The following is a 23,064-nucleotide window of genomic DNA, read 5'->3' as shown; positions in this document are numbered from 1 at the left end:
TAGATCACGTTTCGATAACGGCTTGATCAAGTGATCGCCGTCTCAGACCTCGGCATCCGCGCAGGTAACTCCCGTGCATGGCGGCGCCCCGGGCGTGTGCGTGAGCAGTCGATACTTGCCTGTCATTTTTTGCTGGCATACGGTCATAACGCCGATGACGTAACTGATGTGATTCGATGATTTTGTTCGGTGGTGACAACGCAGGTGACCATTCGCGACCGGGACGCAGTCCCGGAGGAGCGGACAGCTGGCTTGAAAGAGTCAGCAGTGCAACCAGATTCGTGGACGAATCATCTCCGCTCGCCGAATGAGGGCGATGCCATCGCAATGCATCGTCTGGTGGCCGAGACCGAAGTGCTCGATCTGAACTCCACGTACACCTACCTGTTGATGGCCACGGACTTTGCTAGTACGTCCATCGTCGCGGAGAAGGACGGCGACATCTGCGGGCTGATCACCGGCTACCATCCGCCGGCACGCCCCGAGGTCCTCTTCGTCTGGCAGGTGGCCGTCTCGACGTCTGCGCGGGGCACGGGCCTGGCAAGCGCCATGCTCGACGGCCTCGTTGACCGTGTTCGCGCGAACCGCCGAGGTCATCCGGTCACCGTGGAAGCCACAGTGGCGCCGAGCAACTCGGCTTCGCGTGCGTTCTTCGGCGCTTTCGCTCGGCGACACGGGGTGCCCCTCATCGAGGAGCCCCGCTTCACCGCCGCACACCTGGCGGCCGATCAGTCCCACGAGGACGAGCCGACTGTGCGAATCGGACCCATCACCACACCTTTGGCCGACTGACCCCTCAGAAAGGACACATGTCTACGCCAGCAACACTCCCCCGTCCCGACGAATCCGACCTCCCCGAGGTCTATAACTCCGTCGAATCGGAAGTGCGCAGTTACTGCCGCGGGTGGCCGACCACCATGGCCGTGGCCCAGGGATCGTGGTTGACCGACACCTCCGGTCGGCGCTACCTCGACTTCTTCGCGGGAGCCGGCGCACTGAACTACGGCCACAACAACCCGGAACTGAAACGGCCGTTGATCGAATACCTGACCAACGACAACATCGTGCATTCGCTCGATATGGCGACGGCGGCCAAGACGGAGTTCCTGCAGAACTTCGAGCAGCTCATCCTCAAGCCCCGCAATCTCGACTACAAGGTGCAGTTCCCCGGGCCGACCGGCGCGAACGCCGTCGAATCAGCGCTCAAGCTGGCCCGCAAAGTCACCGGTCGGGAATCGATCATCAACTTCACCAACGCATTTCACGGCATGACCCTGGGCGCGTTGTCGGTCACCGGTAACTCGATGAAGCGGGCCGGCGCCGGTATTCCGCTGGTGCACGCCACACCGATGCCCTACGACAACTACTTCGGCGGCGTCACCGAGGACTTCCACTGGTTCGAGCGGGTGCTCGACGACTCGGGCGGTGGGCTCAACCATCCGGCCGCGGTGATCGTCGAAACCGTGCAGGGCGAGGGCGGTCTCAACGTCGCGCGGATGGAGTGGTTGCAGGCGCTCGCCGAGTTGTGCAGCCGCCGCGAAATCCTGTTGATCGTCGACGATGTGCAGATGGGCTGCGGGCGAACCGGCCGGTTCTTCAGCTTCGAGGAGGCCGGCATCGTCCCCGACATCGTCACGCTGTCCAAGTCGATCAGTGGGTACGGTCTTCCGATGGCACTGACCTTGTTCCGCAGGGACCTGGACGTGTGGACGCCCGGCGAGCACAACGGCACCTTCCGGGGCCACAACCCGGCATTCGTCACCGCCAGCAAGGCGCTCGAGATCTTCTGGCAAACCGAGACATTCAGTGACGACACGACCGCCAAGGGGCAGCAGATCCGGGACCGGCTGGAAACCATCGCCGACAAGTACCCGGGCGTCACCGCGCGCGGACGGGGCATGGCGCAGGGACTCAAGTTCGAAGATGCGCCGATAGCGTCGGCCGTGTGCCGCGCGGCATTCGAACGCGGGGTGCTCATGGAGACCAGCGGGCCCTCGGACGAGGTCGTCAAACTGCTCCCGCCGCTGACCACTTCCGAGTCGGATCTCGATGCGGGCATCGACATCCTGGCCGATTCGGTGGCCGCCACGCTTTCCTGACCACCTCACGCCGAAAGGAGCACGCCGTGATCGTGCGCACCACTGACGAGATCACCGGGACCGACCGCGACGTGTCGGCCAAGGACTGGAGATCCAAGCGAATCATCCTGGCGGGTGACGGCGTCGGTTTCTCCTTCCACGAGACCACGATCAACGCGAACTCCGTCAACGAGTTCCACTACCGCCACCATGTCGAAGCGGTGTGGGTGGTCGAGGGCACCGGCACGCTCACCAACCACGAGACCGGTGAGGAACACCCGCTTGCGCCCGGCACCATGTATCTGCTCGACGGCCATGAACGCCACCGCGTCACATGCGATACTCAGCTGCGGATGCTGTGTGTATTCAACCCTCCCGTGACCGGCCAAGAGGTCCACGACGAGACCGGTGCCTACCCTCCTCCGGCGGTGCAAGCAAGTTGAGCGACAACAGATTTACCGACACCAGGGACCGATATCCCACGCGGCTGACGGAACCGAGCGATCCGATTCCGCGCGAGGAGCCCACGGTGTGGGGCCAGGAGTCGGCCGGTCCGCTGTTCGAGACCGACCTGCAGTCGATCGAGGCGAACGGATACCTGGTGCAGCGTTCGGCAGTGGACGACAACTGGCTGTCGACACTGCGCGGCGAGCTCAACAACATCGGCGCCAAGGCCGACCCGGAAGATCCGCGGATCATCCGCGAGCCCGGGGGCAGCATCCGGTCGGTGTTCCAGCCTCACCTCTTCAGCGATGTCATCGCCGAGGTGGTCACCCTCGACACCGTGTTGCCCGTGGCCCGTCAACTGTTGGGCAGTGACGTCTACCTGCACCAGGCCCGGATCAACCTGATGCCGGGATTCACCGGGACCGGGTTCTACTGGCATTCCGATTTCGAGACCTGGCACGCCGAGGACGGCATGCCGGCCATGCGCGCCGTGTCGTGTTCGATCTCGCTGACCGACAACTTCCCCTACAACGGCTCCCTGATGGTGATGCCGGGTTCACACAAGACGTTCTACCCCTGCGTCGGGGCGACCCCGCGCAACAACCACACCTCTTCCCTGGTCAAGCAGGAGATCGGCGTCCCGAGCCAGGCCACGCTCACCGAGGCCGCCGCCCGCTACGGCATCGACCAGATCACCGGGCCTGCCGGCACCGCGCTGTGGTTCGACTCGAACGTGATGCACGGGTCGGGCTCGAACATCACCCCGTTCCCCCGCTCGAATGTCTTTCTGGTCTTCAACTCCGTCGAGAACCAGCTCGTGGCGCCCTACCGAGCCGAGACTCCCAGGCCCGAATACCTGGCGGCCAGGGACAGCCAACCGTTCAACATTCCGTCACTGGTGCAGTGAGCGTGACGCTGGCCGCCCGGTAGCGGTGGCCGCGCGTCGCCTCCTCGATGGCGGCCCAACGCATCCGGCGTCACCCGTTTGCTCACCTACCTCTTGGTACCTCGGCCCGCCTCCGCTGGTCGCGCAAGCCTCCGGCTCGGGGCGCCGGCCGCCCGCCGCTCTTCGCAAACTGGACAGCGGCGCGACGCTCCTCCATCGTCCATCCGACCGAAGCGGCGCGCGCGCTCCTCACGACTCATCAGCGGAAAGTGTCAGCAACCCACAGCCCACGCGGGATCTATTTGCCAAATCGCTTGCTTCACCCGTGCTGACCTGAAGGACGCGTACGCGTCAGCGAAGGCCTCGCAACGCTTTCACGATCTCTTTCAAGCCTTTCAAAGCCGTCTTAGCAGGTAGTTGCCTGGCATTGGCGGCCCAGCCGACCGATAGCAGCAATCCATCTGGGTAGAACACTTGGGGCGACTTGCCTTCGGTATCGACGCGGGCGTAGGTTGCTATCCGTAACATGCGCGCAAACCAGGGAGGGGCTCATAAGGGGCAGCGCCAAGAAGTATGTGACGACCGGGGTGGCACTTGTGGGGGCAGGTGTCATCGCCGCCGGTCCGATCGCACCGGCACCAGCGAATATCCCGGCGGAGGGCAGATCGCACGACGTGGCACTGATGGCCGCGAACACCAGCGAGATCCAACGACAGTTCGAAGCGCAACGGGCTTTGCTGGAAACATTCGCACCCGGTGCTGCGCTGGAGGACTTCATCGAGGGCACCCTCGCCGCGTTCAACCGGCCCGGTGGGGAAGCCGTCAACGACTACGACCCGGTCACCGGCTTCGACAGCGTGGGACGCATCGGTCAGGGATTCGCCGCATCCGCGCTGCGGATCGGGTCCACCGCGCTCGCGCCTCTACGCCTGATCGAACTCGCGCAGGCCATCAGCGAGGGCGACGGCACCGAGGCCTTCGAGGCATTCGTGAAGAACATCGTCGACGCGCCGCTGTGGGCGATCGACCCCGCGCTGTTCGCCTTGCGTGACGCGCTGCCGGCACCGCTCGGCGGGCCGGACGGACTCGTCGCAACGATTCGTAACCAGCTGTACAGGCTCACCCTCGAGATCAACGAGGGTTTGCAGGACCCGGGGGCGCTGGTGCAGCGCTTCGTCAACGGGACCATCGAGGCGTTCGAGCAGCCCGGTCCCGTCGAGTACGACGCGGTCGAGGGACCGATCGAAGGGTTCTCGCGCGTCACCGAGGGTGTGATCGCCTCGACACTGCGGCTCGCCGCCGCCACCGTGCTCGGTCCGGTGGGCGTGGTTCAGGTGGCGGCCGCGGTCGCCCAGGGCGACACCGAAGCAGCGCTCGACGCGGTGGAGAACATCGTCGACGGCCCGCTGTGGGTGGCCGACCCGGCGCTCTACGGACTGCGCGATGCGCTGCCGGCGCCGATCGGCGGACCGGGCAACCTGGTCGAGAACTTCCGCAATGGACTGTGGAGCGCGACCGAGCGGATCAACGGCGCGATTGAAGACGTCGTCGTTCGCGCCGATGCCCCGGCAGGCCCGGAGGTCACCACCTTGGTGACGGGCAACCCACGTGTCGCCCGCCTTGCAGCGGACGCACCGGAAGCCTCGCTGCAGGAAGAGCCGGCCGCGAAGAACGAAACCGGCCCGAAGCCGGCCTCCGAACAGCCGAAGCCCGTCAAGCAGGAGAACCGGCGTCTCACCGGCCTGCTGCCCAAGAACTTGCTCCCAAAGAGGCAGCCGTCGGCTCGCGACCTGGTGAGGAATTCGTTGAACTTCTCCCCTGGCGCCAAGACCGGTACGCAGGCCGCGACGGGTGAAGGCGCGAAAGTGGACGTGGACATCGACGTTTCGAAGAAGACCGATGCGGCGGGCGCCGCGCCGACTGGCACGACACAGGGCACCACACCCGGTGACAACGGCGCCGGCGGCAACGACGGCGGAAACAAGCCGAACTCGGACAACAACAAGTAACACTTCACCCAATCGGCAGCCCCGGGGCGATGACGCGCCCGGGCTGTCGACCGTTTTCACTGAACCAACGGAAACGGTGCTCCCGCTCAATTACTTTGGCTGATGTGGAACCACCCCACAGCTACGTACGGGACACTTCGGCGTCGGTGGTGCACCACGGGGACTACCTCAATCGCGACGACCGCCGGCCGCTCTGCGGTCTCGCGCTCACCAGCGCTACGTTGCTTGGCGATGCCGCGGGCGACGCGGTGATCTGCCCTGAGTGCGAAGCCAAACTGGCGCAATACCACGCCGCTTGGTGGCGTGAGCGGGCCCTGGCCGTCGAGGCCGAGCTCGAAGAGCTCCGCATCAAGTACGGCCAGCTGACCGGACATGCCGAGGAAACGCAGGAGCCCAGCCCCCCACGTACGCAGACAACGGAGAGCCCAACCACCGAAGAAGAGCCGGCGTCGCTGCTGGGGCGCGCGCGGGTGGAACTTCTGGGACTCTGCCGGCAATGCGACGGGGTCGTGCCCTACTGGCGGCTGAAAACCACCATGCAGGCGTTCAGCGACCAGCTCAGCCCCGACGAGCGGGTCCTGCTCGCCCAGGAGATCGGCGCCGACGGGTCGCTGATCCGTTGGTGCACAACAGAAGTCGTCAACCTCGGATGGCAGGTGACCAACAGCCCGGTTCAGGAGGAAGCCGAGGCCATGTGGGACGCCTGGACCCATGATGCGTACCAGACACCCAAGAAGAACAAGTGGCGCCTGGGCCGGTCCCGGTCCCGGGACGCCAGTTGACGTCGGCTCCCCACCCCAACCTGAGGCCGCTCTATCTTCTGGCGGACAGTCAGCTGCTGTTCTGGAGGCAACACGAGCGTCTGCTGCTCGAGCCGGCGGTCGACGATATCGCCCGAGAAGCACCGCTGAGCGCCGCATACATCGGCGCGTCCAACGGTGATCGCCCCGAGTTCTACGACATCTTCGAAGCCGCCATGGACGCCGTCGGAATCGCCGACCTCCACATGGTCGACTCGTCTTTCGGCCAGGACGACCGCGCCTTTCTCGAGCGAGCCCGCGTGATCGTCCTCGCGGGCGGTGATGTGCGCATCGGCTGGAACGTCTTCGAGAGCACCGGCATGGCGGATGTGATCCGGACTCGCTTTACCCAAGGAGCCGTCCTGGTCGGCATTTCCGCCGGCGCGATCCAACTCGGCCGCTACGGCATCGTCGAAAGAGCGGAGTCGGTCGCACCGGAGCTGCTCGACGTGTTCGGGCTCGTCCCCGCGATCATCGACACACACGACGAACATTCCGGCTGGTCCCGGTTGTCGGGAGCAATCGATGCGCTGCAGGGAGCCGCTACCGGAATCGGTATCCCCTCCGGGGGCGGAATCATCGTGCACGACGACGCCACCGTCGAGCCACTGCGCCACCCTGCGCACGAACTCCGTTACGAGGAGGCAGGTGTCGTGCACTCCCTGTTGTGCCCCGCCGACGATTGAACGCTATTTGAAATAGGGGTCGAGCAACGTCGACCAGGCTTGGTCGAGTTGTTCCCACTCCGCTTGGCATCCCGACGCCCGATCCTCGGGCAGTTCACCGCTGGTGACGAGGTCCGCGTTGGCCTTGGGGTCTGAGCCGTAGATCCAGCACTCGAGGTTGTACATGCGGGTCTCGTCCAATGAGTGTTCGTCGGCGAAATCGTCCGCGCTCAGTACCGTGTTCTGCGCACCCGAGGCGCCGAACGCCCGCGCGAAGTCCTTCACTGCCTGGACCGACTCGGGATCGGCCCGGCCGTCCTCGCCCGGCGCCAAGAGCACGAACGCGGCAAGCTGGTCTGCCACATCCTCCTCACGCCCGGTGACGGGAAGGTCGTAGATGCTGATCGCCATGTGCCCGACTTCGTGATAAAACGTCGCGTACTCGGAATTGAGCGCCGACGCCGTGGGATCGGCATCACCGGCTTCGGTGAACACCCGCTGCGCCCAGTCGGCATCCTCGTAACAAAGGGTGATCGTGTTGTCGTCCGCGCTCCAAAAGGCATTGGGCTGATCGCACTGCGAACCGCGCAGGGAAATGTTGTGGGGCAGCCTGAGCGTCTCGTTGATATCGTTCGCGAGTTCTTCGAGCAGTTGACCGTTCTGCATGATGTTGCGCCCGTTGGTCGCTTCGGGCGTGGTGGCCATGTCATAGAAGACGATCATCTCGCCGTCGGCGGGTGCGTTGGGGTCCGGTGCGGGATCGGGATTCTGGTCAGCCGACGATGCTTGGGAGGTAGGCGATTTCGACGCGTTGTGGGCCTCCGCCGCCTCCCCTCCAGAGCCTCCGCATCCCACCACCAGCAATCCCGCGGCGACCAGAGGCAGGACTCGCGACGGCGTCACCCCACGCACGGGCTCTCGTGATGACTCGTATGTCGTCATGAACGGCTTTCCTTTCCTCGGCCGGCGAGCGCGGGACGGCTGCGCTGATCGTATGACCGGCGCTCGCAGAATGGGGGCCAGTCGGCCCGGGCAGGTCAGCCCTCGGTGACCTTGGCCTCGTACTCGGGGCAGAACGCTGCCGTCGCCGCACCGACGAGCACACCCGCGTCATGTGGATCGAGATGCTCTGCGAGCCCGGCGATCTCGCCCTCCAGAGTCGCGCCGTTGGCCCAGTCCGTACACACGCCCTTGCCTGCGGCGATCATGTTGTCGGGAGTGGCACCCGGCCAGGTCACGCCCGCCTCGCCGAGCACATTCAGGTAGGCGTCCTCGGGGCTGGCGGCCGCCAGCGGTGCGAGGAAAAAGGCGGAGGCTGCTAAACCGGCGAAAATGGTGCCGGCGGATATTGCTTTCATGGCGTTTCTTTCGGTCGTCGAAATGGATACGGCGAATCGTGGCACGGCCGGATAGATCACGGAGTGATTTCGCGAAATGGCTACATACGAAATGCGGATTTCACACGTAGCCGACCCTTCCCGGGTTCCGCCCAATCCGGTGAGCAGTGGATACCGGTGCTATGCCGGGCGCTTGAGCTGGCCAAACCATACCGGATGGAATGGAGGTAACCCCCATTCGATGACCTACGTGTCAGCGTCGCAATTAGTCGGGAACTTCCGGAATTTCAATTGCTTCGTGCCTGCTCGACTTCCGGTGCGATTAGCCGAATCACGCAAGTGTGGAGAATGCTTCGGCGATCGGGATATCGCCGTTGTTGAACTCGACGGTGCGTCCGACAGTGCTGTCGTCGGCCAAGCAGGCAGCGGCCACGAGCGCGACGTCTTCACGGGAGACTTCGCCTCCGACGGCATCGGGACCGACGGCGATCCGTCCGGTGGACGGCTGCAGGGTGAGGCGGCCCGGCCCCAGTATCGTCCATTGCAGACCATTGGCCCGCAGATGCGCATCGGCAGCGGCCTTGGCCTCGGCATAGTGAAAAAACGAATTATCCTTGGGCACACCGTGATCGGGACTCGCACCGAAGTACGACACCATGATGAATCGGCCAACCCCCGCACGTTCGGCGGCATCGATGATGCGGATGGCGGCGTCGCGGTCCACCGCGTAGGTACGCGTCGGGTTGCCGCCGCCCGCGCCGGCGGCGAACACCACCGCGTCGTGTCCCGCGATGATTTCGGTCAGGGCTTCGACGTCCAGGGCCTCGATATCGCCCACCAGTGGCTGGGCCCCGGTCACCATCACCTCTTCGGAGTGATCCGGGTTGCGGAACACCGAGGTCACCTCGTCTCCACGCTCACTGAGGATCCGGGACAGGTGCAGGGCCACCTTGCCGTGGCCACCGAAGATCAGGACGCGAGCCATACCTCCAACGTAGCCTCTCCGGACATATTCCTTGACAGGAATATGTCATGGGTCCTAGCGTCGAACCGTGCAGTCGACGGTCTTCGGAGCTCTCGCCGAACCAAGCCGCCTGAAGATCGTCGAATTGTTGCGCGCTGGGCCGCTTTCGGTCGGCGAGATCGCCGAGGCACTCGAAATCCGCCAGCCGCAGGTCAGTAAGCACCTTCGGGTGCTGGGTGATTCGGGGATCGTCGCCGGCCAGGCCCTGGCTCGGCGGCGGATCTACCACCTGGAGGCCGCACCGTTCGAGGACATCGGCCGCTGGGCCGAGTCCTTCGCACAACTCTGGGAGACCCGCCTCGATTCGCTGGGCAGGTATCTCGAGTCCATCAGTGAACGCACTGACGACTGACCGCTGCACCGCCTGACCGCCCGATCGACACCAGGAGGACTCACCATGCTGATGCAGATGTTCAAGAAGACCAAGAAGCTGAACCTCGAACGCTCGTACCGCGCCCCGATCGAAACCGTTTGGCAGGCTTGGACGAATCCCGACATGGTGCGGGAGTGGTGGGGCCCGGAGAAGACGTTCGTGCCGGAATGTGAGATCGATTTGGTGGTCGGCGGGAGGATCCACATCGTCATGGAGGCCGGTGAGGCCATGGGCAAGTACCAGGGCACCCGCTGGCCGATGAGCGGCACGTTCACCCGCGTCGAGGAACCCTCGCGCCTGACCTATGACGCGCGGTCGTGGACCGAGGGCGAGGAGGAAGGATCGACGATTAAGCACGTCAACGATGTCATCCTCACCGAGAGAGACGGGATGACAGTCGTCCAACTCAACGTCACGATCACCAACATCGGCACGAAGGCCAAGATGGCCGCGTTCGGGATGAAGTGGGGCTACAAGGCTGCGCTGGACAAGCTCGAGAAGTACCTGTCAGGGCGGTGACGACGCCGCCACGCGCCCGCTCACACGGTGAAGTGTGATTTGTAGATCTGGCCGTGCACGCCGACGGTGCGGTCGACGACCTGGGAGACAACGAAATCCGATGCAGCCGACAGGTAGGCGTACGCGGTCGCACGGTCCATCCCCTTGTCGTTCTGCAGGAAGTCCAGCGCGTTGACAACGGCCCGCCGCATCGCGATGTTCAGATCGCTGCTGTTACCTCCGGTCGCCCCGTCGGGATCCGACAATCCTATTGGCAGCCAGGCGGATTCGGTCTCGGCGAACGGATAGTGGTATGCGACCGAGGGCGCATCACCGGATCCGGGCTTACAGACCGTCAGGCGGTAGGTGCCGCGCAGTGAGCCTTCCATTGCGGTGAGCGCCACTTCGCCGTCCCCCATCGCCATGTGCGGATCGCCGACGTAGAACAGGGCACCCTCTGCGAAGACCGGAAGGTACAGCGTGGAACCCTCGCCCAGCAGCCGGATGTCGATGTTGCCGCCGGCGACGGTGGGTGGGATCGAATTCGCCGTCGGCGCAGTCATATCCCGGTCCTGTGAGAAGGCGACACCCATCAGGTCCATGAACGGTGACAGGGGAACCGCACCCGCGCGTCACCGTAAGACATGACGCCGTGACCGTCCTCCACGGCGGTGAAGGTGGAGACATTGCCGTACTCGAGCGGGTTTGCGTTGGGCCTGCGGTCGGTGGCGACGGGCGGCATCACTTCTTCGATGCTGATGCCATCCGGCGCAGTTCCGTCGGCCTTGCGAGCAAGCGCGCCTTTACCGTGCCGACTCGAAACCACTCCATACGGCACCCGCGGGATGGCCTGCAGCGTCTCAATTTTCAGCACATCACCGGGTTGAGCGCCTTCGACGAATACTGGGCCGGTCACCACATGCGGACCGTCCTTGTCAAAGTCGCGCGGTGTGCGGTTGTATTCGGATGCGACCGCTATGGCGTCCTGCAGGACATCGGATTCCTTGACTCCCTTGCCGCCGAAGTACTCGACGGGATTGCGGCCCTGATCCTCGAGGATGCCTTCGTGGGAGACGGTGTCCACGGTGATGGTCTGCTCCGAGCGCATCCGAATCACCGGCGCGGCATGCACGGTGGGCACGTAACCCCACAGCACTTGATCGGGCGCCGACTGCAGATAGTGGTCGCCGGCGATGTCGCCGTGGTCGGGTTGGAGGATCTCGAAGCGGCCGGGCGTCGCGCCGGTCGCCGCAGGGGTGTCGTCCGTCGCACAGGCGGCCGCGACGGCGGTGATGCCCGCCCCGGCCCCGACCGCTGCCACCGCGCGCACGAAATCGCGTCGTCCGATCCCCCTGGTGAGGGTTTCGGCAGCGGCTGCGGCGAACGACTCATTCATTTAGATGACCTCCGGGTTGTCGGTCGCCCGAAGCTATCCATGCGGTGTTGCCGGGATGTTGCCGTCAGGTTCGAAGCCGTTGACGTCCACGCGCGGCGCCGGTCGGGCGCCGATCCCGACTGAGCCGAAACGAAACCGCCCGATCCCGAGCCGACTAACGTCACAGAGGTCGGGTGTGCAAGGAGGTGTCGGATGCGCGGTCAGCGTTTCATCCTCTCGGTGGCGGGCGTGATCACCGCCGCGACCATCGGGGCGTCGGCCGTCGTGCACGCCTCACCCCCTCTGCCGAGCCCCGATCAAGCCAGTGCGGAGTGGACGATCACCGATGGCTACCTCGTGAAGCAGATCGGGTGCACGCCCGATACGCCGGGAGAGCCGGTCTCGATCTCATGCGATCCGCCGGGCTTCGTTCCGGCCGTCGGCGGGACGGGAATGATCCACGATGCCGATCCCGCCCTCGGCGGACAGTTCTCGGCCCGCTGGATCCCCTCACCCGGCTTCTGGGACGTCGAGTACCAGTTCTGCTGAGCCGGCTCGGCCGTAGCAGTCCCGCTGGGACCCCTGGCTGCTCGGCGCCTTGGCGTTCGTTCGCGTTTCAATCAGTAGAGTTATGGGCAACCATCCGCATGATGCGCGAACACTCGCCGCGCCACGAGATCGATTTAGCTCAAAGCGAACTCGTGGGCCGCGTAGCGATGCTTTCATAAGCAAACAACTGCAGCGGCGTCTGCACGACATAGGGGGTCTGCGGCATGCCACCGCCGGACGACGAGGAGCGTTCGACGTCGGTCGTGGTCGTCGGCAATCAGCGAGTCGTGTACGCGGGCATCCTGTCGTGGTTGAGGCGCAGCCACCCACACACCGAGATCATCGGCCATTTCACCAGTCCAGCGGAGTTCGCCGCGGCATATCGGAAGGCCACCCCGGGACTCGTCGTGTTGTTCGACCTGCCCTGCGACGGCGGTGGTCCGGACCTCGCTGCGCTGCGCGAGATCTGCAACGCCGGCCATCGTGTCGTCGTCTACACCTGTTCGGTCAACGACGACGTCGTCGCCGCCACACTGGATGCGGGGGCGGTCGGCTGTATCGCCAAACACGAACCCGAACACGTGCTGGCGGCCGCCATCGACGCCGCCCACCACGGCCGCCCGCACGTGCCCCCGACGCTGCACGGCGGCCGCCGCAAGGCCCGCCCGCAGCTGACTCGCCGAGAACAACAGGTGCTGATCGCCTGGTTTCAGACCGAGAACAAGAATGCGGTGGCCGAGCGGCTGTACATCGAGCCCTCCACCGTCGCGACCCACCTGCAGCGGGTGCGGGCGAAATATGCGGCGGTCGGCCGGCCGGCGCCGACCAAGGCGGCTCTAGTCGCCCGAGCGATCCAGGACGACATCCTGTCCGTCGACGATCTCTGAGTCGTACCCTCGCAAATGTCATCTGAACAGATGAACTAACTAACTTTGTGCTGCCAGCTCGCTAACAGTTGCGTTAATAATTCTCAATCCGCGCGCGCGACGTTTACGTCGGCAATCAGGGCGGGGTGGTCCAAACCAGCTACGGAAGGCACGAGCATGAAGAGGATGATCGCGGCGGGAACGTTGGCGCTGGGAGGGCTGCTGGCCCTCGGTGTCGGCGTGGCGCACGCCGACGAAGTACAGGTGGAGGGCGGCTACTCGACGCTCGAAGCCTGCAATGTGGACGGTCCGAACGTCGAGATCGCCCAGGGCGACGCCAACTACGGGCACTGGGATTGCCGTCAGGGCGGCGACGGCCTCTGGTACGTCTGGCTGAGCAGCTGATGCCCTCTCAGATCAGCGGTCCGGCGGAGGTGTCGGACCGCTGATGAATTCGGCAAGGGTGGCGTTACGGGTCGGGGCCGTCGCCTTCTCGCTCGGGGTAGCGGGTTTGGTCGGCACCTGCGGCATGGGGTCGGCGTTCGCCGACGACGGAGGGCAGTCGTCCTCGAGTTCATCGGCGGGGTCTTCATCCGGGTCCTCGAGCTCGTCGGGGTCGGCGAGCTCGTCATCTGGGTCGACGGGATCGACGGGCACATCGTCGGGATCGACGGGCACATCGTCGGGGGCGACGAATTCGTCCTCGCCCACAGACCCGGGTTCGGAGTCGTCGAGCGGTTCGTCGACGTCGACTGTCTCGGGCACAAAGCCGAGAACGTCCGTCGGCGCCGGACGGTCGACCGTCAAGTCCAGCCCCGACGCCTCCGAGACACGGTCCACGAAAAAATCGACAACCGAGCGGCAGTCCTCGGATTCGTCCGCCACGCAGTCGGCGGCCGAGTCGTCGAGCGGGGCCACCACGGCTGAGACCGCCTCGACGCCAGTCGACGGCGTAGTCGACGGCCCATCGACCAGTCCCCCTGAGCTGGTTGACACTTCGGCGCCACCGGCCGACCTGATCGAGCGGGAGCAAAAGAAGAATCGATCGGACCGAGTGCCCACCGAGTCCTCGGTGATCGCGCAGAAGCCCACCGCGAGCGCTGTCAGCGTGACGGGCGTGAGCCGACCGGACAGCGAGATCAGCGCTCGATCCCTCGCACACGTAACCGACTCCGGCGCAGCCGATCTCACGACTTCAGGCGAAACCGCCGGCGTCGATACCATAAGCGAAGCGAGCACGGGCACGCTGGTGATCGACGCGCCCCTGGTGCCCTCGGAGAGCTCGGATGCGGACAACGACAGCACCGTCGTCGCCCAAGCACCCGATCCGGTCACGTCTACCGCATCGGTCGGTGTCGTGTCGGGACTGCTGTCGGCGGTCGGCCTCGGCTCGCCGCTGTCCACAGTCGACGGTCCGGTGGAGCCGCTGCCGGGCGTCATCCTGGTGGGCTCGCTGGACCTGATGCGCCGCGATCTGGAGCGGATGAACGATGACCAGTTGGCCGTCGACACGCAGCAGGTCGCAAACACTCTGACCGCCGGAACCCCTTCGGAGGAGTGGGTTCCCGTCACCACGACGGCGGACTCCGACTCCGGGACTGACCCCGAACACCCGTCGTGGTCGGTGCCTGACCAGCTGACCGTGGAGCCGACCTCAGCCGAACGGGCCACGGCGTACCAGAAGGCGCAAACCCAACGACTCGACGCATTCAATCAAGCGCAGGCTGCCCGCACAGAAGCCTTCAACGAGCAACTCGCGCAGCACGCGGAGAATCCGCTGGGGGCGCTCGTCGCCAGTGCAGCGTTTGTGGTCTCCGAACTCGCCAACACCGCGGCGGTCGTGGTGACCGAATTCGTCAATTACCTCTCGTTCGCCGTGACAGAGTTCATCCACGGACTGACGGACTGGTTCAGGGCACCGGCCGTGTTCACCGGCCTCTACGGCGACCCGGACGACAGCGCGCAGTACTGGCGGGTGCAGACGGCCGAGAACTGCGTGTTGCAGTCGGCGGCGATGATCGTCGGTCAACTGACCGGAACCACGCCGGAGGAAGCGGACATCGCCCAGAAGGCAATGGAGGCCGATAGCGTTGCCAACCCGGGTGAGAAGATGTACGAGGGCCTACACACCCAGGATCGCGTCGACATCAGAGACGCGATTGCTCTGCTGGAGTCCGATTACGGCATCACGGCCACCCTCACGAAATATGAGAAAACGGAGGGCAACCTCGCGCTGAGAGCCTTGGCGTTCGCACTGGAGGACAGCAGCAAGGCCGTGTCGGTCGGCGTTCAGGGCGGAACCATCTGGAACGCTGTCGAAGGCGACCCGCTACCCGGCATCTCCTCCGCAGACCATCAGGTGGTCGTCACCGGAATCGATTTCGACGAGCGAGTCGTCTACCTAAACGACAGCGGATTCCCCGAGCAGGGGAAGAAACTAAAGGTTCCGCTGGACGCCTTCATGAGGGCGTGGCAGACCGACAACTACGAGACGATGATCGCGCAGCTCAAGCAGCCGAACACGACTGCGTCCGAACCCGGTTCGCACCGGATTTCCAGTCCTGATTCCGGGTTGCTTCTCGAGGTGGCATAGCGGCGTCACCAGCGATAGTCGAGGAACTTCCCGTCGAACGTGACGACGACGCGGTCTCCGTCGGGATCCTCTCGGCGCCGGACGTCGACTTTGAAGTTGATCGCGCTCATGATGCCGTCGCCGAACTCCTCGTGAATGAGCTCCTTGATCGCCGGGCCGTACACGGCGAGCGCTTCCTGGAAGCGATAGATGGTCGGATCGGACAGCAACGCCGGATCGATTCCGCGGGCGGGTTGGAGCCGCAAGCTCTCGCCCACCGCGGCATCGAGATCGAGTAGGGCACAGGCTCGTTCGGCCTGTGCTTCCGACATCGGGTGTTGTCCCAGCAGCGCGGCGACACACCAGACGCGCGGCGCGTCCAAAGCGTCGGCGATCTCGGTCCAGCTCAGCCCCTTTCGGGTCTTGGCGGCGATCACCAGCGCGGCGGCATCGGACTTGGACATGATCGGGGTCATGCGCTGACCTTATTCGCCTCGACGTCGGCCGTCGGCGTGAGGGCGGGCAACGAGAGCCTCGGCGCCCCGGTACGCGCGTGGGTCGCGAACAACGTGAGCCCGACGAAGGTCAGGCCCCCAACGAGATTGCCTACTACCGTGGGGATTTCGTTCCAGATGAAATAGTCGGCGATCGAGAAGTCACCGCCGAGCATCAGCCCGGAGGGGAACAGGAACATGTTGACCACCGAGTGCTCGAATCCCATGTAGAAGAACAGCATGATGGGCATCCACATGGCGATGACCTTGCCCGACACGCTTGTGGACATCATCGCGGCGACCACACCCGTGGAGACCATCCAGTTGCACAGCACGCCACGGATGAACAGCGTGAGCATGCCGGGGGCGCCGTGTTCGGCGTAGCCGACGGTGCGGCTGTGTCCGATCTCGCCCAGCCGTTGTCCGACTTCGTTGGGGTCGACGCTGAAGCCATACGTGAAGACGATGGCCATCATGAAGGCGACGGTGAGCGCACCGGCGAAGTTACCGACGAACACCCAGCCCCAGTTGCGCAGCATCGTACGCACGTTGACGCCGCGGCGTTTGTCCAGCAGCGCCAGCGGAACCAGGGTGAAGACGCCGGTGAGGAGGTCGAAACCGAGAAGGTAGAGCAGGCAGAAGCCCACCGGGAACAGCACCGCTCCGAGCAGCGCGTTACCCGTCTGCACGGTGATCGTGACGGCGAAAGCGGCTGCGATCGCCAGGATCGCGCCGGCCATGTAGGCCCGGATCAGGGTGTCGCGTGTGGACATGTGCGCCTTGGACTCTCCGGCATCGATCATCTTTGCGACGAACTCGGACGGGCTGACGTAGGACATCGGTACAAACCCTTCTGGTGTACGGTCGTGCGTCAACGTTTTCGCACGACGGTTGCGAAAACGCGACTTCGCGTATGCGTCCGTGTTGCCGAATGCGCACAACTGCAGGGCCGCTTGTGTGAGATTCGGCCTGATGTCACCGCCCGGCACGCTTCATGGGCGCGGAGCTGGGTAATACGGTTGCGATGATGAGCTCGCAACGACCCAAAGTCCTGATCATCGGCGGTGGCTTCGGCGGCTTGTTCTGTGCGCGTCGTTTGGCGAAGGCAGATGTCGAGGTCACCCTGCTCGACCGCTCCGCCGACCACCTGTTCCAACCGCTGCTCTACCAGTGCGCAACCGGGAAGCTGAGCATCGGCCACATCAGCCGTCCGTTGCGCGAGGAGTTCGCCCGATACGACAACATCAAGACCTTGCTGGGTGAGGCGATCGAGCTCGACCCGTCGGCGCGCACCGTCACCGCGCTCCGGCCTGACGAAACGACGTTCGTCGTCGAGTACGACATCCTCATCCTGGCGGCAGGCATGCGGCAGTCGTACATGGGCAATGAGCAGTTCGCGCACTGGGCGCCGGGTATGAAAACCCTCGACGACGCGTTGGAGATCAGGCAGCGCATCTTCACCGCATTCGAGATCGCCGAAACTCTGCCACCCGGACCGGAGCGCAAGGACTGGCTGACCTTCGCCGTGGCCGGAGGCGGGCCCACCGGAGTGGAACTGGCCGGCCAGATCCGGGAGATGGCCACCCGCACCCTGACCAACGAATTCCACAGCATCCAGCCGCAAGAGGCGCGGGTGCTGCTGTTCGACGGTGGCCAGCGCGTCTTGAAGAAGTTCGCGCCGGACCTGTCGGCGAAAGCCACCCAGGCTTTGGCGGAACTCGGCGTCGAGATGCATTTCGGTGTGCACGTGACCGATGTCGGGCGCGACGGCGTCACTGTCACCCCGAAGAACGGCGGGCCCGACCGGCAGTTCGCAGCGCGGACCGTGCTGTGGACCGCAGGCGTCGAAGCTGTGCCGTTCGCCCGCCATGTTGCCGAAATCCTCGGAGCGCCAACCGATCGCGCCGGTCGGATACAGGTCGAGCCGGATCTGAGCGTCGCGGGGCACCCCGAGATCTTCGTCATCGGTGATCTCGCTGGGCGTGCCAAGCTGCCCGGCGTCGCGGAGAACGCCATGCAGGGCGGCCTGCACGCGGCAGCCTGCATTCGCCGTGATCTCGCCGGGCGCCCGCGCCGCCCGTACCGTTACCGCGACCTCGGATCGGCGGCCTACATCAGCCATGGCAATGCGCTGCTTCAAGTGGGGCGAATCCGCGTGTCGGGTTATCTCGGCTGGGTGGCGTGGGGGCTGATCCACATCGCGTTCCTCACCGGCGTGCGCAACCGCGTCAGCACAGTCGCGACCTGGCTGGCTTCGATCGCGCGCGCAGGTCGCTATCACCGCGCGTTCATGCTCGGCGCGGCGGATCGTCCCGAACAGCGCTACACGTATTCGACCTGGGACCTTCCGGAACCCGCACCCCCACACCACCGCGCTTCTCGTTCATGACCGCCCACCTGAACGAGGGTTGATCGACGATCCCCTCACCTTGACTGTGATGCCGATCACAGTAATATGACCAGTGGTCATTGCTGGAGGTGTTGATGCCGACTGTGACGTGGGCGCGGGTCGATCCGAGCCGGCGTGCCGCTGTGATCGAAGCGGCAGAAGCGGAGTTCGGGGCGCACGGCTACTCGCAGGGCAGCTTGAACGTCATCGCGCGTCGGGCGGGTGTCGCGAAGGGCAGCCTGTTCCAGTATTTCGCCGACAAGCGCGACCTCTACGCCTACATCGCCGACCTCGGCAGCCAGCGGGTGCGCTCATACATCGAAGACCGCATCCGGGAGCTCGACCCGGGTCGGCCCTTCTTCGAGTTCCTCACCGATCTGCTCGACACCTGGGTGGCCTACTTCGCCGACCATCCGCAAGACCGTGCCCTGCACGCCGCGTCGACCTTCGAAATCGACACCGAGGCAAGGGTTTCCGTCCACACCGTGATCCACCGCCACTATCTGGAGGTCCTGCGGCCGCTGGTGCGCGATGCGCACGCGCGCGGCGACCTGCGGCCCGATTGCGACACCGACGCGCTGTTGTCGTTGCTGCTGATGATCTTCCCGCACATGGCGCTGGCGCCCTATGTGCGCGGCATGGATCCGGTTCTCGGTCTCGACGACCCGACGCCGGATCAGCCCGCACTCGCGGTGCGCAGGCTCGTATCCGTGTTGGCCGACGCTTTCTCCAGCCGCAACCCAGCCCGAACGACGACCAAGGAGGTCCAACAATGACACGTAAGAATTCCGCGACACTCGATGCCGGTGGCCTCAACTGGGACAGCCTGCCGTTGAAGTTGTTCGCCGGGGGCAATGCGAAGTTCTGGAATCCCGCCGACATTGACTTCTCCCGCGACCGGGAGGACTGGGAGTCGCTGACCGAACTCGAACGGGACTGGGCCGCTCGGCTGTGCGCCCAGTTCATCGCGGGCGAGGAAGCGGTCACCCAAGACATCCAGCCGTTCATGGCGGCGATGCGGGCTGAAGGACGCCTCGGTGACGAGATGTATTTGACCCAGTTCGCGTTCGAGGAAGCCAAACACACCCAGGTGTTTCGGATGTGGCTCGACGCCGTCGGGCTGACCGAAGACCTTCACCACTACCTCGACGAACTTCGGGCCTACCGCCAGATGTTCTACGAGGAGCTGCCCAGTTCACTGGATGCGTTGACCGCCGACCCCTCCCCGGCCGCACAGGTGCGCGCATCGGTGACGTACAACCACGTCATCGAGGGCATGATGGCGTTGACGGGATACTATGCGTGGCACCGTATTTGCGTGGACCGCGGCATTCTGCCCGGCATGCAGGAGTTGGTGCGGCGTATCGGCGACGACGAACGCCGCCACATGGCCTGGGGCACGTTCACCTGCCGCCGTCACGTCGCGGCCGACGACTCGAACTGGCAGGTGTTCGAGGAGCGGATGAATGAGCTGATTCCGCTGGCGCTGAAGAACACCGAAGACGCATTCGCACTGTACGAAGAGATCCCGTTCGATCTGACGATGGACGAGTTCCAGCAGTACGCGAGCGACAAGGGAATGCGGCGATTCGGCACCATCAGCAGTGCCAGGGGCCGCCCGGTCGGTGAGATCGACCTGGACTACTCGCCGCTGACGCTGGAGGACACCTTCGCGGACGAGGACGAAAAGGCTTTGGCTGCCTCGGCGTAAACAAGGCGCACCGCCTGTCGGAACCGATGCCGGTGCCGGACGGTTTCATTGGCGCGTCATGACGTAGTGCAGGCTGTGGTACACCTCGCGCAGCAGCATCGGGATCTGCGTGTGCAGGGTTCTGAAGCGGCTGCTGGGCGTGGGCGACGGGTGCGCGTCGAGCCCCAGGTCGGTGGCGATACGGGTGGCACGGCGCATGTGCAGCGGATCGCCGACGATGAGCATTCGGTCGACATCGTGCTCGGCAAGCAGCGGCATGGCGAAGGCGGAGTTCTGCTTGGTGGTGCGCGATCTGTTCTCGATGAGCAGACGGTCCGCCGGGACCCCGGAGGCGATCAGCCAGGCGCGGCCCGCCTCGGATTCCGAAAGTGTGTCTCCTTGTCCGACACCGCCCGTCAGGATGATCCGATCGATCTGTCCCGATTCGTACAGCGCGGCCGCGTGCCGCAGTCTCTCCTCGAGTACCGGCGACGGTCTGTCGTCGTCGACGGCCGCGCCGAGGACGATGGCCGCATCCGCCGCCGCTGAGTCCGACCGTACGCTGAAGGCACTGATATCGATGGCAAGGCTCAGGACACCTGCTACCAACAGCACCAGGGCTATCGCGATTCGTCGCAATCCTCCGACGAGCCGTCGGCGTCGGACCGGCCCGACTAACCGCACCAGGTCACGATACTGGGCCTCGACCAGCGGGCGCACACGGTTTACATGTGTGGTGCGGCGGCAAACCTGATGCATCGGCCGCCGGCAACAGGGAGAAGACGATGACCGCCTCGTTAAGTGCAGCCAAGGCCGTCCTCGGCGGACTGAGCGGTATTCGTTCGTGGCAGGAGGACTGCTACCGCGACCTGCACCGTCATCCCGAACTGTCCCACCGCGAGCACCGGACCGCCCAGCGGGTCACCGAGGTACTCGCCGAATCCGGTTACCGCGTGCACGAGGGCGTCGGGGGCACCGGCGTGGTCGGGCTCCTGGAAAACGGCGCCGGCCCAACGGTGTTGCTGCGCGCCGACATGGACGCCTTACCAGTGCACGAGGAAACCGGGCTGGACTACGCCTCCACAGTCCATGACACCGACAGGGACGGACATGAGGTCCCGGTGATGCACGCCTGCGGCCACGATATGCACGTCACTGCGCTGCTCGGGGCCGCGCGCCTGCTGGCCGACGGGCGCGAACACTGGCACGGCACGGCCGTGGCGCTGTTCCAGCCCGCCGAAGAAACCGGCGACGGGGCGCAGACCATGATCGACGACGGCCTCGCGCAGCTACTTCCCCGCGTCGACGTGTGCCTGGGCCAGCATGTGCTGCCCATACCCGCCGGCACGGTCGGCATTCACGCGGGCCCGTTCCTGGCGTCTGCCGACAGCATGCGGATCACCGTCTTCGGCCGCGGCAGTCACGGTTCGATGCCGCAATCATCGGTCGATCCTGTGGTGCTCGCCGCCATGATCGTGGTGCGGTTGCAGACCGTGATCTCCCGGGAGATCAGCCCCGTCGAATCCGCGGTGCTGACCGTCGGCAGCATCACCGCCGGCAGCAAGAGCAACGTGATCCCGGACCGCGCCGTACTGCAGCTCAACATCCGCACCTACAACGACCGCACGCGCAGCGCCGTCATCGACGCGGTGCGCCGGATCGTCAATGCCGAATGCGCCGCCTCGCGGTCCCCCAAAGAACCCGAGTTCGAGCTGTTCGACCGATTCCCGTTGACCGACAACGATATTCCTACTACCGACCGGGTTCGCGACTCGTTCACCGCGGAGTTCGGTGATAAGTGTCTGGACCTGCCGCCGGGCGCGGCCAGCGAGGACTTCAGCGCCATCCCCACGGCACTCGGCGCGCCGTACACGTACTGGGGAGTCGGCGGCATCGATCCGGCCGTCTACCGGCACGCCGCCGAAGCCGGCCGGGTGGACCAGGACATCGCCGTCAACCATTCACCGCACTTCGCGCCCGTCATCCAACCCACGCTCGACGTCGCCACCAAGGCACTGGTAGTTGCCGCGATGCCGTGGCTCGCCAGCGCATGAGTTCGATGCCAGCCTGAGCAACCCGCGCGCCGTCAGTTCAACGGGTGCTGAGCCGAGGCCACCGGCGGGCTGAGGTCCGCACGCGCGAGGGGGTGCGCGGGCGGGTCGGGCAGCACCGTGCGCCGGGTGATCTTCAGCTCGGCGTTCACGTGGACCAGCTCACCCGAGGCCAGTGGGTGCCACTTCTCGTGGTCCATCACCTCGCTGGCGAACACCACCGAGGGCGCGGCGTCCAAGTGCGCGCTGGACGCGCTGATCCGCTTGCTGCGCAAGCTGAAACGGCCGCGGCTGGGATCGGTGCGGTCCAGCAGCCAGAGCTCGTGCGTGTCGGGGTAGCGCAATGCCCACAGGTCGGTGGCGGTGGCCAGCAGCACGTTCACCGCGTAGATCGGCACGTTGGCGCGCAACCATCGCATCGCCTCCACCAACCCGGCTTCGACGTCGCCGCCGCGGCCGCGGATGGATCCGGTGATCAACGCGAAGACCCGTTCAGAATCGGTGTCGCCGCGCACCAGGTCCTCGACGCCGAGTTCGCCGAGCCGCTCGTCGAGCGCGTCGAGATCACCCACCACTCCGTTGTGCGCGAAGATCCGCCGGTCCTGCAGGAACGGATGAGTGTTGTCGTCGTCCGCGGCGCCGGTGGTCGCGTACCGGACATGACCGATGAACGTCGTGCCCGTCAGCTCGCGGGCCTCGGTCGCGAAGTCGCGGTCCTGCCACGCCGCGATCGGCTGCTTGAGCACCACCGGGCTGCCGTCGGCCTCGAACACCCCCAGGCCGGTGCCGTCCGGGTTGCGCCGGCTCTGCTCGGCCAGGCTGTCGGGGGCGTCCAGCAACCAGAACGTCGCGGTCACCGCGTCCCCGGCGTGCAGTCCGAACAGGCGACACATCAGTTCACCACCGCGGACTCACCATGCTGCCTGTCTACTCTCTCGCCGTGCGCCGGGACGGGTATCTC

At 65.2% G+C, this 23,064-nt stretch carries 25 protein-coding genes and 1 pseudogene; 17 read left to right on the top strand and 9 right to left on the bottom strand.

Going from position 1 to position 23,064, the window contains the following annotated elements; all coding sequences use genetic code 11:
* Positions 1-252: 252 nt before the first annotated feature.
* The 7 genes from ectA (at position 253) to RMCN_RS06575 (ending at position 6,906) form a co-directional block, all read left to right on the top strand.
* Entirely contained in the window at positions 253-792 is a 540-nt protein-coding gene (gene ectA, locus RMCN_RS06605) for a diaminobutyrate acetyltransferase (protein ID WP_276018851.1), read from the top strand.
* 17 nt (positions 793-809) lie between these two features.
* The gene (gene ectB, locus RMCN_RS06600; protein ID WP_067387918.1) at positions 810-2,099 is read left to right on the top strand and encodes a diaminobutyrate--2-oxoglutarate transaminase; all 1,290 of its coding nucleotides are present in this window, start codon (positions 810-812) and stop codon (positions 2,097-2,099) included.
* A gap of 26 nt (positions 2,100-2,125) precedes the next feature.
* Entirely contained in the window at positions 2,126-2,521 is a 396-nt protein-coding gene (locus RMCN_RS06595) for an ectoine synthase (RefSeq protein WP_064411997.1), read from the top strand.
* On the top strand, positions 2,518-3,432 hold the full coding sequence (thpD, locus tag RMCN_RS06590; protein ID WP_067387917.1) for an ectoine hydroxylase: 915 nt from the start codon (positions 2,518-2,520) through the stop codon (positions 3,430-3,432). Before RMCN_RS06595 ends, thpD begins: the two co-directional genes overlap by 4 nt.
* A 662-nt stretch (positions 3,433-4,094) precedes the next feature.
* Positions 4,095-5,420 carry a hypothetical protein gene (locus tag RMCN_RS06585; RefSeq protein ID WP_131808538.1) on the top strand — a complete coding sequence of 442 codons (1,326 nt, stop codon included), beginning with the start codon at positions 4,095-4,097 and terminating at the stop codon, positions 5,418-5,420.
* 104 nt (positions 5,421-5,524) lie between these two features.
* The gene (locus RMCN_RS06580) at positions 5,525-6,202 is read left to right on the top strand and encodes a hypothetical protein (protein ID WP_234787595.1); all 678 of its coding nucleotides are present in this window, start codon (positions 5,525-5,527) and stop codon (positions 6,200-6,202) included.
* Positions 6,199-6,906: a Type 1 glutamine amidotransferase-like domain-containing protein gene (locus RMCN_RS06575; protein ID WP_067388005.1), complete on the top strand. Its 708-nt coding sequence runs from the start codon at positions 6,199-6,201 to the stop codon at positions 6,904-6,906. The genes RMCN_RS06580 and RMCN_RS06575 overlap by 4 nt, the downstream gene beginning before the upstream one ends.
* Before the next feature lie 3 nt (positions 6,907-6,909).
* On the opposite strand, the gene RMCN_RS06570 is transcribed toward RMCN_RS06575, so the two are convergent.
* From RMCN_RS06570 to RMCN_RS06560, 3 genes are all read right to left on the bottom strand, one after another.
* On the bottom strand, positions 6,910-7,827 hold the full coding sequence (locus RMCN_RS06570) for a DUF4344 domain-containing metallopeptidase (RefSeq protein WP_067387915.1): 918 nt from the start codon (positions 7,825-7,827) through the stop codon (positions 6,910-6,912).
* Positions 7,828-7,922: 95 nt separating this feature from the next.
* Positions 7,923-8,303, bottom strand: a complete 381-nt coding sequence (locus RMCN_RS06565; RefSeq protein ID WP_234787594.1) for a DUF732 domain-containing protein — start codon at positions 8,301-8,303, stop codon at positions 7,923-7,925.
* A gap of 250 nt (positions 8,304-8,553) precedes the next feature.
* The gene (locus tag RMCN_RS06560; RefSeq protein ID WP_067387914.1) at positions 8,554-9,207 is read right to left on the bottom strand and encodes an SDR family oxidoreductase; all 654 of its coding nucleotides are present in this window, start codon (positions 9,205-9,207) and stop codon (positions 8,554-8,556) included.
* Positions 9,208-9,274: 67 nt separating this feature from the next.
* Between RMCN_RS06560 and RMCN_RS06555 the strand changes: the two genes are divergently transcribed.
* Both RMCN_RS06555 and RMCN_RS06550 read left to right on the top strand, forming a co-directional pair.
* Entirely contained in the window at positions 9,275-9,598 is a 324-nt protein-coding gene (locus RMCN_RS06555) for an ArsR/SmtB family transcription factor (RefSeq protein ID WP_064412003.1), read from the top strand.
* A 45-nt stretch (positions 9,599-9,643) separates the two neighbouring features.
* Complete coding sequence (locus RMCN_RS06550) at positions 9,644-10,138, top strand: SRPBCC family protein (RefSeq protein ID WP_067387913.1); 495 nt, start codon at positions 9,644-9,646, stop codon at positions 10,136-10,138.
* A 20-nt stretch (positions 10,139-10,158) separates the two neighbouring features.
* On the opposite strand, the pseudogene RMCN_RS06545 reads toward RMCN_RS06550, so the two are convergent.
* Positions 10,159-11,513 (bottom strand): annotated as a pseudogene (locus tag RMCN_RS06545) (acetamidase/formamidase family protein).
* Positions 11,514-11,705: 192 nt separating this feature from the next.
* Between RMCN_RS06545 and RMCN_RS06540 the strand changes: the two are divergent.
* The 3 genes from RMCN_RS06540 (at position 11,706) to RMCN_RS06530 (ending at position 13,312) form a co-directional block, all read left to right on the top strand.
* The gene (locus tag RMCN_RS06540) at positions 11,706-12,041 is read left to right on the top strand and encodes a hypothetical protein (protein WP_067387912.1); all 336 of its coding nucleotides are present in this window, start codon (positions 11,706-11,708) and stop codon (positions 12,039-12,041) included.
* Between the two features lie 224 nt (positions 12,042-12,265).
* Positions 12,266-12,928 (top strand): LuxR C-terminal-related transcriptional regulator, encoded by a 663-nt coding sequence (locus RMCN_RS06535; RefSeq protein ID WP_067387911.1) that lies wholly within the window; start codon positions 12,266-12,268, stop codon positions 12,926-12,928.
* Between the two features lie 156 nt (positions 12,929-13,084).
* Positions 13,085-13,312 carry a hypothetical protein gene (locus RMCN_RS06530; protein WP_064412008.1) on the top strand — a complete coding sequence of 76 codons (228 nt, stop codon included), beginning with the start codon at positions 13,085-13,087 and terminating at the stop codon, positions 13,310-13,312.
* 12 nt (positions 13,313-13,324) lie between these two features.
* On the opposite strand, the gene RMCN_RS06525 is transcribed toward RMCN_RS06530, so the two are convergent.
* The gene (locus RMCN_RS06525) at positions 13,325-13,828 is read right to left on the bottom strand and encodes a hypothetical protein (RefSeq protein WP_064412009.1); all 504 of its coding nucleotides are present in this window, start codon (positions 13,826-13,828) and stop codon (positions 13,325-13,327) included.
* Positions 13,829-14,024: 196 nt separating this feature from the next.
* On the opposite strand from RMCN_RS06525, the gene RMCN_RS06520 reads away from it, so the two are divergent.
* Positions 14,025-15,500: a C39 family peptidase gene (locus RMCN_RS06520; RefSeq protein WP_131808536.1), complete on the top strand. Its 1,476-nt coding sequence runs from the start codon at positions 14,025-14,027 to the stop codon at positions 15,498-15,500.
* A gap of 5 nt (positions 15,501-15,505) precedes the next feature.
* On the opposite strand, the gene cynS is transcribed toward RMCN_RS06520, so the two are convergent.
* Both cynS and RMCN_RS06510 read right to left on the bottom strand, forming a co-directional pair.
* Positions 15,506-15,955 (bottom strand): cyanase, encoded by a 450-nt coding sequence (gene cynS / locus RMCN_RS06515; RefSeq protein ID WP_064412011.1) that lies wholly within the window; start codon positions 15,953-15,955, stop codon positions 15,506-15,508.
* Positions 15,952-16,812 (bottom strand): formate/nitrite transporter family protein, encoded by an 861-nt coding sequence (locus tag RMCN_RS06510; RefSeq protein WP_064412309.1) that lies wholly within the window; start codon positions 16,810-16,812, stop codon positions 15,952-15,954. Before RMCN_RS06510 ends, cynS begins: the two co-directional genes overlap by 4 nt.
* 188 nt (positions 16,813-17,000) lie before the next feature.
* Between RMCN_RS06510 and RMCN_RS06505 the strand changes: the two genes are divergently transcribed.
* From RMCN_RS06505 to RMCN_RS06495, 3 genes are all read left to right on the top strand, one after another.
* The gene (locus RMCN_RS06505; protein WP_064412310.1) at positions 17,001-18,362 is read left to right on the top strand and encodes an NAD(P)/FAD-dependent oxidoreductase; all 1,362 of its coding nucleotides are present in this window, start codon (positions 17,001-17,003) and stop codon (positions 18,360-18,362) included.
* Between the two features lie 95 nt (positions 18,363-18,457).
* Positions 18,458-19,138 (top strand): TetR/AcrR family transcriptional regulator, encoded by a 681-nt coding sequence (locus tag RMCN_RS06500; protein WP_067388003.1) that lies wholly within the window; start codon positions 18,458-18,460, stop codon positions 19,136-19,138.
* Entirely contained in the window at positions 19,135-20,073 is a 939-nt protein-coding gene (locus RMCN_RS06495; protein WP_067387909.1) for a R2-like ligand-binding oxidase, read from the top strand. Before RMCN_RS06500 ends, RMCN_RS06495 begins: the two co-directional genes overlap by 4 nt.
* Before the next feature lie 45 nt (positions 20,074-20,118).
* On the opposite strand, the gene RMCN_RS06490 is transcribed toward RMCN_RS06495, so the two are convergent.
* The gene (locus tag RMCN_RS06490; RefSeq protein WP_067388001.1) at positions 20,119-20,736 is read right to left on the bottom strand and encodes a YdcF family protein; all 618 of its coding nucleotides are present in this window, start codon (positions 20,734-20,736) and stop codon (positions 20,119-20,121) included.
* A gap of 101 nt (positions 20,737-20,837) precedes the next feature.
* On the opposite strand from RMCN_RS06490, the gene RMCN_RS06485 reads away from it, so the two are divergent.
* Entirely contained in the window at positions 20,838-22,106 is a 1,269-nt protein-coding gene (locus tag RMCN_RS06485; RefSeq protein ID WP_067387998.1) for an amidohydrolase, read from the top strand.
* A 32-nt stretch (positions 22,107-22,138) separates the two neighbouring features.
* Here RMCN_RS06485 and RMCN_RS06480 read toward each other — a convergent pair whose 3' ends face one another.
* Positions 22,139-22,996, bottom strand: a complete 858-nt coding sequence (locus RMCN_RS06480) for a class II glutamine amidotransferase (protein ID WP_067387908.1) — start codon at positions 22,994-22,996, stop codon at positions 22,139-22,141.
* Between the last annotated feature and the right edge of the window lie 68 nt (positions 22,997-23,064).

Origin of the sequence: Mycolicibacterium novocastrense, from assembly GCF_001570485.1 — a bacterium.
Classification (GTDB): domain Bacteria; phylum Actinomycetota; class Actinomycetes; order Mycobacteriales; family Mycobacteriaceae; genus Mycobacterium; species Mycobacterium novocastrense.
This window is presented reverse-complemented; position numbering and strand designations above follow the sequence as displayed.

Coding starts and splice junctions, on each gene's coding strand:
- ectB (WP_067387918.1), top strand. CDS start 810: ATGTCTACGCCAGCAACACTCCCCCGTCCCGACGAATCCGACCTCCCC.
- RMCN_RS06585 (WP_131808538.1), top strand. CDS start 4,095: ATGGCCGCGAACACCAGCGAGATCCAACGACAGTTCGAAGCGCAACGG.
- RMCN_RS06570 (WP_067387915.1), bottom strand. CDS start 7,827: ATGACGACATACGAGTCATCACGAGAGCCCGTGCGTGGGGTGACGCCG.
- RMCN_RS06560 (WP_067387914.1), bottom strand. CDS start 9,207: ATGGCTCGCGTCCTGATCTTCGGTGGCCACGGCAAGGTGGCCCTGCAC.
- RMCN_RS06550 (WP_067387913.1), top strand. CDS start 9,644: ATGCTGATGCAGATGTTCAAGAAGACCAAGAAGCTGAACCTCGAACGC.
- RMCN_RS06540 (WP_067387912.1), top strand. CDS start 11,706: ATGCGCGGTCAGCGTTTCATCCTCTCGGTGGCGGGCGTGATCACCGCC.
- RMCN_RS06535 (WP_067387911.1), top strand. CDS start 12,266: ATGCCACCGCCGGACGACGAGGAGCGTTCGACGTCGGTCGTGGTCGTC.
- RMCN_RS06530 (WP_064412008.1), top strand. CDS start 13,085: ATGAAGAGGATGATCGCGGCGGGAACGTTGGCGCTGGGAGGGCTGCTG.
- cynS (WP_064412011.1), bottom strand. CDS start 15,955: ATGACCCCGATCATGTCCAAGTCCGATGCCGCCGCGCTGGTGATCGCC.
- RMCN_RS06510 (WP_064412309.1), bottom strand. CDS start 16,812: ATGTCCTACGTCAGCCCGTCCGAGTTCGTCGCAAAGATGATCGATGCC.
- RMCN_RS06505 (WP_064412310.1), top strand. CDS start 17,001: ATGAGCTCGCAACGACCCAAAGTCCTGATCATCGGCGGTGGCTTCGGC.
- RMCN_RS06500 (WP_067388003.1), top strand. CDS start 18,458: ATGCCGACTGTGACGTGGGCGCGGGTCGATCCGAGCCGGCGTGCCGCT.
- RMCN_RS06495 (WP_067387909.1), top strand. CDS start 19,135: ATGACACGTAAGAATTCCGCGACACTCGATGCCGGTGGCCTCAACTGG.
- RMCN_RS06485 (WP_067387998.1), top strand. CDS start 20,838: ATGACCGCCTCGTTAAGTGCAGCCAAGGCCGTCCTCGGCGGACTGAGC.
- RMCN_RS06480 (WP_067387908.1), bottom strand. CDS start 22,996: ATGTGTCGCCTGTTCGGACTGCACGCCGGGGACGCGGTGACCGCGACG.